This window comes from Streptomyces nanshensis (genome assembly GCF_001751255.1).
GTDB classification, from domain to species: Bacteria; Actinomycetota; Actinomycetes; order Streptomycetales; family Streptomycetaceae; genus Streptomyces; species Streptomyces nanshensis_A.
Genome location: NZ_LJGW01000431.1, coordinates 19244 through 27153 on the forward strand (window position 1 = coordinate 19244; position 7910 = coordinate 27153).

The 7910-nt window shown below is 73.1% G+C and carries 5 protein-coding genes; 1 reads left to right on the forward strand and 4 read right to left on the reverse strand.

The features are described 5' to 3' along the window. Nucleotides 1-32: 32 nt before the first annotated feature. Complete coding sequence (locus AN218_RS27210) at nucleotides 33-1745, reverse strand: ABC transporter ATP-binding protein (RefSeq protein ID WP_070019770.1); 1713 nt, start codon at nucleotides 1743-1745, stop codon at nucleotides 33-35. After that, nucleotides 1742-3757 (reverse strand): ABC transporter ATP-binding protein, encoded by a 2016-nt coding sequence (locus AN218_RS27215; RefSeq protein WP_070019762.1) that lies wholly within the window; start codon nucleotides 3755-3757, stop codon nucleotides 1742-1744. The genes AN218_RS27210 and AN218_RS27215 overlap by 4 nt, the downstream gene beginning before the upstream one ends. Before the next feature lie 324 nt (nucleotides 3758-4081). On the opposite strand from AN218_RS27215, the gene AN218_RS27220 reads away from it, so the two are divergent. Beyond that, nucleotides 4082-5590 (forward strand): B12-binding domain-containing radical SAM protein, encoded by a 1509-nt coding sequence (locus AN218_RS27220; RefSeq protein WP_070019763.1) that lies wholly within the window; start codon nucleotides 4082-4084, stop codon nucleotides 5588-5590. A gap of 18 nt (nucleotides 5591-5608) precedes the next feature. Here AN218_RS27220 and AN218_RS37110 read toward each other — a convergent pair whose 3' ends face one another. Beyond that, nucleotides 5609-6859, reverse strand: a complete 1251-nt coding sequence (locus AN218_RS37110; RefSeq protein WP_070019764.1) for a saccharopine dehydrogenase NADP-binding domain-containing protein — start codon at nucleotides 6857-6859, stop codon at nucleotides 5609-5611. Then, nucleotides 6856-7910 (reverse strand): thioesterase domain-containing protein (locus tag AN218_RS35705; protein WP_244900745.1); only part of this gene is annotated, 1055 nt, incomplete at its 5' end. The genes AN218_RS35705 and AN218_RS37110, both read right to left, overlap by 4 nt.

Genomic DNA, 7910 nt, shown 5'->3' on the forward strand with positions numbered 1-7910 from the left:
GATGTCCCTCGCCCCCGCCCGGCCGGCCCGTGTCAGGCCGCGCCCGAGGTGGCGATCCGCCAGAACTCCGCGTACCGGGCGTCGCGGGCGAGCAGTTCGTCGTGTCCGCCCCACTCCGCCACGCGTCCGTGCTCGTCGAGGAAGGCGATGGTGTCGGCCTGGCGCACCGTGTGCAGCCGGTGGGCGACCATGATCACGGTGCGTCCCCGCACCAGCGCTTCGAGCCCTTCCTGCACGCCCGCCTCGTTCCGCGGGTCGAGCGCCGAGGTGGCCTCGTCCAGCAGCAGCACGGGCGCGTCCTTCAGGAGCGCACGCGCGAGGGAGACCCGCTGCCGCTCGCCGCCGGACAGCGCGGTGCCGCCCTCGCCGACCTGCGTCTGCCAGCCGTGGGGCAGACGTGCGACGACCTCGTCGAGCCGGGCGGCGGCGGCCGCCTCGCGGAGCTGCTCCGCCGAGGCGTCGTGCCGTGCCAGCCGTACGTTCTCCTCGATGCTGCCGGTGAAGAGATAGACGTCCTGGAAGACCACCGCGATACGGGACATGAGGGTGTCCTCGTCCATGTCGCGCACGTCGGCGCCGCCGATGCGCACCGTGCCCTCGTCGACGTCGTGGAAGCGCGCCACCAGCTCCAGGACGGTGCTCTTGCCCGCGCCGGACGGACCGACGAGGGCCAGCCGTCCCCCTTCGGGCACGGAGAGGGAGACGCCGTCCAGGACCGTACGGTCCCCGCGGCGGAAGGCGACGTCCGTCAGGGCGACCGCGTTCCCCTCGGGGACGGCGCTCTCGCCGCTGACCGGCAGCGGCGGCTCGCTCAACACCGCCTGGATACGGGTCAGTTCGCCGCGGGAGCTGCGCATGACCGCGCCCAGCTCCGCCAGGGAGAGCAGCGGGTCCACACAGCGGGCGGCGAGGATCAGCAGCGCCACGGTCTCGGCCCCGCCGATCCGGCCGTCCAGGGCGAGGGCGCCCGCGAGCGCCAGCACGGCGGTGAAGGCCGCCCGTACGGTGAAGGACATGCCCAGCAGCGCGGGCACCCCGGCGAGCGCGGCCCGGCGGTCGCTGCGCCACCGTGCGGTCAGCGCGTCGTCCAGCAGCCGGAACCGTTCCCCGGAGCGGTTGCCCGCGCGCAGCACCGGCTGAGCGCGTACGTACTCCACGACGCGTCCCGAGACCTCGTCGCTCCGCCTGGCCTGCTCCTTGTCCTCGGCCGCGGCCGAACGGCCCGTCCAGCGGTGCGCGGCCCACACCAACGGCACGGCCGCCAGTGCCGCCAGCGCCAGACGCCACTCGAAGACGAAGAGCACCGCGACCACCGACAGCGGGACGACGACCGCGCTGATCAGCGGCTGAAGACGGTGCGCGGGCACCGACATCGCCGCCATCACGCTGCGGCTCGTCAGGCCCGACACCTCGCCGACCCGGGCGGGCGTGAACCAGCCCAGGGGCAGCAGCGCCAACCGGTCGCCGAGCCGGTGGTGCAGCGCACGCGACAGCTCGCCGCCGCAGCGGAAACCGGAGACGGCGCTGAGATGCGACAGCACGCCCGTGACGGCGACGCACACGGCGAAGGCGCCGAGCGGCAGCCAGGCGCGCGCCGGGTCGTCGGCCAGGAGCGCGCGGAGCAGCGGGACGAGCAGTGCGTACGAGAGCCCTTCGGCGGCCGAACGCGCCACCATCAGCGCGACGGTGCGGCGCAGTGCGCCCGAGTGCTCTTCGCCGAGGATGCCGAGGAGAAGTCGGATCACGTCGCCGGCCCCTTTCCGTCCGTGCCGTTCGTGCCGTGCGTGCCGCCGTCGTTCGTGCCGTCGCCGTGCGTCCCGTAGGGGCCGCTGCGCCACAGATCGGCGAACGCGCCCTCGCGGGCGAGGAGTTCCTCGTAGCGGCCGCACTCGACGACGCGGCCCTCGTCCAGGACGGCGATCTGGTCGGCGTTCTCCACCGTCTGTGGACGGTGGGCGACGACGAGTTGGGTGCGTCCCTCGCGCAGCGTGGCGAGGGCACGGCCGATCTCCGCCTCCGTACGCGCGTCGGCGAACGACAGCGCCTCGTCGAGGACGAGCACCGGTGCGTCGATCAGCAGGGCACGCGCGATCGACAGCCGCTGCACCTCACCGCCGGAGAGCCTGGCGTCCTCGCCGATCACGGAGTCGTAGCCGCGGGGGAGGGCGAGGATCCGCTCGTGCACGGCGGCGGCGCGTGCGGCCGCCTCGACGGCCTCGCGGTCCGCCCCGGGCGCCGCCAGGGCGATGTTGTCCGCGACGCTCGCCCGCAGCAGCCGTACGTCCTGGAAGACGAACGACACCTGCCCGTACAGCACGGAGGAGCCGATGTCCCGTACGTCGGCGCCGCCGAGCAGCACCGCGCCCTCGTCCGGGTCGGCGAAGCGGGGGAGCAGCCCGGCCAGCGTCGACTTGCCCGCGCCCGAGGCGCCGACGAGCGCCGTGGTCGTGCCCGGCTCCAGCGTCAAGTCCACGCCGCGCAGCACCTCGTGGCCCGGCTCGTACGCGAAGCGCACGCCCCGGAACTCCACGCGTGTGCCCTGCGGCGGCACCGGGTGCGCGGGCTCCCGGATCACGGGTGCGTCCAGGCACGCCTGGATCTCCTCCGCCGAGCGCTGGGCGGCGTGGATCTCGTCGAGGCCGTGGCCGAGCGCGGCGACCGGCGCGGTCAGCGCCATCGACAGCAAGGGGAAGGGCAGCAGATCGGCCGGTGCGAGAGTGCCCGACGCGATGAGCGCGGTGCCGCCGGTGAGGACGACGAGGAGGACGACGGGCGGGGAGAGCACGAGGGCGGCGACCGACGCCTGGCCCGCGCCGCTGGAGACATAGCCGCGGAAGAAGTCGGCGAAGTCGTCCGCGGCCTCGCGGTACCGGCGGTGGGCGCGGCCCGTTTCGCCGAACGTCTTGACCACGCGGATCCCCTGGACGAACTCGACCGCCGCGGAGCCGATCCGGCCCATCGCCTCCGCCATGACCCGTCCGTCGCGCTTGCGTTGGGCGGTCATCAGACGGCGGTGCAGCAGCAGCCCCAGCACGGGCGGCACCAGCGCGACGAGCGTCAACCGCCAGTCCACCCAGGCCAGATACGTCAGCGAGGCGGCGGGCACGACCAGCGCGGAGGTGGCCTCGCCGGGGGTGTGCGCGAAGAGGTGGTGGAGTTGGTCCACGTCGTCCTGCACGACCTTGGTGACCTGTCCGGAGCTGCGTGTGCCGTACCAGCCGAGCGGTACGGAGCCGAGCCGGGCCGCGAGGGCGCGGCGCAGCGACAGCCGGAGCCTGCCGTCGACGAGGTGGGCGATCCCGCCGGAGGCGGTGATCAGCAGCGCCTGGACGAACAGCCCGGCCGCACCGGCCGCGACGGCCGTCCACACCCGGTCCGCGTCGGCCGGCCCGGGGGCCAGCAGCGTCCTGCCGATCTCGACGACCGCGAGCAGCGGTGCCAGTCCGGCGAGCGCGCCGACGGCCTGGAGCGCGACGACCACGGCGAGTCCCTTGCCGTACGGGCCCAGCAGGCGCAACAGCCGCCGGCGCGGGCTCACTTGGGCGCTCTCCCCGGCGGTGCCGCTCTCCGCGGCGGCGTTCGCCGCGGCGGCATTCGACGCTGCGTCGTCCTTCGCGGTGCCGTCGTCCGCGGTGCTCTGGTCCGTGGCGCGGTCTTCCGCCGTGCCGCCTTCCGCGGGGCCGTCCTCCGCGGCGTTCCGCTCGTCGCCCTGCTCGTGCTCGTACGGCTCCCGGACCGCTCGCCGCGGCACGCTCATGCAGCCTCCCCCGTTGAATCCCGCATCATGTGACGAAACGTCAGCGTAGTCGTGGAGAATCCTGAGCGCGCAAGATTTTCCAGCCCCCCTCTCCGGGGTCAGCATCTCCCATCGGACGGCGTGTACGGGCGGTTCCCGAACGCGCTCGAAAGCGGCGCGCACCTGTCCTAGGGTCAGGTGCCGCACGAAAGGGCGGTCGTAGCCGACGGGTAGGGGGCCGTCTTGCGATTTCTTTTGCTGAGCGGTCTGGGTCCGGCGAACCTCAATTCCCCTTATCTCGAGGGCTCGTTGTTCGCGGAACAGACGAGTGCCCGTGGAGCGGAAATGCTCCGGCGTGCCGGAAACCCCGGACTCAGGCTCGGAAATCTGGCCTTCGAGCAGTCGGGCAAGCGTTATGCGCTGCTGCGTCCGCGCACCGAGGCGGGGCCTCATCTGACCAGTCTGACGCTCAAGTCCATTCTCGAGGCGAGCGGTCACGACTACGCGTGGATGAATCTCGAAGACGTGTGGGAGGGCACGGCACGCGTGCCGTCCGGCGACGTCGACTGCGTGCTGCTGTCGACGACGTACATCTGGAACGAGACCATCCTCTCCCGGGTCGTGGCATGGGTGAGCCAGAACCTTCCGGGCGTCGGCATCGTCTGCGGCGGCCAGTTCACGAACCTCAAGTTCATGCGCGTCCTGCACAAGCACCCCGAGGTCACCGCCGTGCTGCGGGGAGACGGCGAAGTCGCCCTGCCCGCCCTGCTGGACGCGCTGGCGAAGGGCACGAGCCAGGAGTCCGTGCCCAACCTCGCCTGGCGCGACGGCGAGCGCATCCGCATCAACCCCGTCGAGTACGTCGACCTCGACCTCCATCCGTCCCCGGCCGTTCCGGGGCGGGCCACCGTGGTGCCGTACGAGTCGATGCGCGGCTGCCCCTTCGACTGCAAGTTCTGCTCGTTCCCCGCGGCCTCGCCGAAATGGCGCTACAAATCGGCGGAGAAGATCCGCGACGACTGGGTCGCGTACGCGCGGGACAACGGCGCCGACGTCATGTACGCCATGGATTCGACGTTCACCATTCCGCCGAAGAGATTCCGCCGCCTGCTGGAGATACTCCCCGCCTCGGACATCCCGGTCTGGGAGGGATTCAGCAGGGCCAACACCATCAAGTCCCGTGACATCGTCGAGGGGTTGGAAGCCTCCCGCTGCTACCAGTTGCACATCGGCTTCGAGTCGATGAACGACGAGACGCTCCGCCTCATGAGCAAGCGGGTATCTGTCAAGCAGAACAGGATGGCCCACGATCTGCTCCGCGACAGCTCGCTGAACTGTTACGGGCTCTTCATCGTCGGCTATCCCGGCGAGACGCCCGAGATGTTCCGCGACACCCAGGACTATCTCGCCGGCGAGTACACCGGCCATTTCTCCATGGCCCGTTTCTCCGTCACCGACGAGACGATGCCGCTGTGGGAGGACAGAGAAGCGCTCCAGATCGAGGCGGACGATCCCAACGACCCGCACTCGCGCTGGTCCCACATCGGCATGGACAGCGACCGGGCCGCGCAGTTGTACGGGGAGACCCTCGACACGGTGCGCCGCCGCAACGACCACGCCGTGCTCAAGCTCTGGCAACACGACTACCAGCACTGGCTGTTGCCGCGGGAGGACCGCAAGACCAACATCGCCGTGGAGAAGAGCGTGGAGCGGCTGGCCATGGCCGAGCGCGACCACGACGACCTCGACGAGGGCGCCCGCGCGATCAGCGCCCAGCTCGACGCGCTGCGGGCCAAGGGGGTCGTCCTCGCGTCCGAGTCCGAGGGGCGGGAGCTGTGCCGGGCCGCGCCCTGACGTCCCGTCCGGCCGCCGTCACAACTCGCCCTCTTCCAGGGCGAGTTCCTCGTCCATGAGGTCCCAGGAGGCGTCCCCGTCGGCGTCGGCGGGCACCGCCTCATGCGTCCGTGTCACCACCGTCGCCGGCAGGTGGCCGCCTACCCACTCCAGGACCGTGGTGGGCAGCACCGTCGCGGCCTCGTGGACCCCGGCCGGTATCCGTCCCCGTACCAGCGCGTCCACCGCCGCCGCCCCCACCACCCCGGTGAGCGCCGACCCGTCCGTGCCGTGCACCAGCACCGAGCGGCGCACCCGGGCGCCCTCCGCCTCCGGTTCCTCCAGCCGGCCCCACAGCACGTGGTACGGGAGGTGGCCCGCCGCGTCCACGGCCGCGCCGCGCAGCACGTCCGAGACGGCGGCGTCGAGTTCCGCGCCCTCCGCCGGGACGTCGCGGTGACGTTCCAGGGACTCCAGGAGCCGTTCGCCGTCGAAGGCGTTGTACCAGCGGGCGCGCGCCAGCCCGAGCCGCGACGCCTGCTGCGCCAGTTCGTCCGGCAGATAGGGAACCGCCGTGAGCGGCCTGGGCAGTCCGGGGATCCGGCACTCCTCCCGGCGCCGTACGGAGCCCCGTACGACGCGGCCGTCCCGCCACTCCCCGAGGGGCGTGCCGTAGCCGGAGCGCGAGCTGAGCAGATAGTCGGTCGCGCCGGTGCGGGTGAACGGGCCGAGCCCGGCGTAGCAGCCGGAGAACCGCGCCCCCTCGCCGGTCTTCTCGCCGGAGGACTTCCCGCCCGTCGCCGCGTCGTTCGCGTCGTCCGTGCCCGCGGTCAGCAGCCGCGGCAGCATGCCGGACAGCCCGGGTGAGAGCCCGGCGCCCAGCACGGCCGCCCGCCGCTCGGCCAAGTCCCCCGCCGTGCCGGTGAGATGCGGTACGTCCCCTGTTCCGGCCACGTCGGCGTAATCGGCTCCCTGCTCCCACACCGCCCGCAGTGTCGCCCCGGGCAGAAGCCAGGACGGGCCCGCGCAGTTGAGGACCGCACGGCAGCCCTCGCTGAAGCGGGCGACCGCGGACGCGTCCGCCGCGTCGACGGCTCGGCCGTGGCAGTCGTCGTCCTCGGGGCGTGCGAACGTCAGTGCACGGGCGAAGAGTTCGGCCGCGTCGCCGTCGCGTCCGCCGATCCGCAGCCGGAAGCCGCCGGCCTCCGCCAGACAGCGTGCGGCGGCGGCGCCCACCTCTCCGTAGCCTCCGATGATGCCGATCAGCGGCGGCGCCTCGTCCGCGCTCACCGGCCGCTCGCCTCCGGGGCCCGCACGCCCAGCGCCGCCGCGACATGGCTCACGTGCGGGGGCTGCATACAACTGAAGTGGTCGCCGGGGACGTCCACGACGCGGAAGCCGTCCGGGGCCAGGCGCCGCCAGTACGCCGTCATGTCCTGGTGCATACGCGGAAAGACCTCGGCCTCTCCGGACTGCCTGACGAGCGTGAGGGGGCCGTCGTAGGGGACCGGACGGTGCGAACCCACCACCGCGAGGCTGTGTTTGACGGCGCGGTAGCCGCGTACGAGCCGTTCGGACGCGGCCCGTCCGGCCCCGGCCCCTTCCTCGTCCGCCCCGCTCTCGTCGCCGGGTACGCCGAGATCGCGCGGCATCGCGGCGCCGATGGCCCGCAGCCGCTCCTCGTGCGTGCTCTCCGACAGCGTGCGCAGCGCCGTCAACGCCCGCTCTCCGGCGGGGCTCAGCGCGGTACCCGGGCCCTGGGCCAGTCCTCCGTCCGGTATCCGGTCCCCGTGCCGGGCCGCGACGGCGGCGATCAGCTCGGCCGTTCCGTCGGGGTCGGCCGGGTAGCCGAGGGCCGTGGTGTCGCACCGCGACAGCCGTGCGAAGACGTACTCGGCGAGCACGTCGTCCTCGACCGCGTAGGGGACCCGGTAGCCGCTGATCACGGACACCCCGGTCACCTCGGCGCCCGCGTCCCGGAGACGCCGGGCCAGGTCGGGCACCAGCACGCCGCCCATGCAGTAGCCGACGAGGTGCACACGGTCCAGGCCGCCGGCCAGCAGCGACTCGGCGTGCCGCTCCGCGAGCCGGGCGCCCTCCCCCTCGGGATCGGCGGAGAGATACGCCTCCAGGTCGTCCAGGACCAGCCCCGACACGGGTGCGGTGCGGGCGAGTTCGCGGATCAGGGGCCGGTACGGGACCAGCGTGCCGGTGCCTTCGTGCACCAGGACCCAGGTCGGGGCGTCCGGGGGTGCGCCGGCGGGCGGCCCGGCGACCCGTACCAGCGGCGACAGCCCGTCCGCCGTGCCGAGCGCCGCCCCGTGCACCGCCTCGCGGGCGG

Bases quoted from the DNA above. Each gene is read 5' to 3' on its own strand.
- AN218_RS27220 (WP_070019763.1), top strand. From the start codon at position 4,082: ATGCTCCGGCGTGCCGGAAACCCCGGACTCAGGCTCGGAAATCTGGCC.
- AN218_RS27215 (WP_070019762.1), bottom strand. From the start codon at position 3,757: ATGAGCGTGCCGCGGCGAGCGGTCCGGGAGCCGTACGAGCACGAGCAG.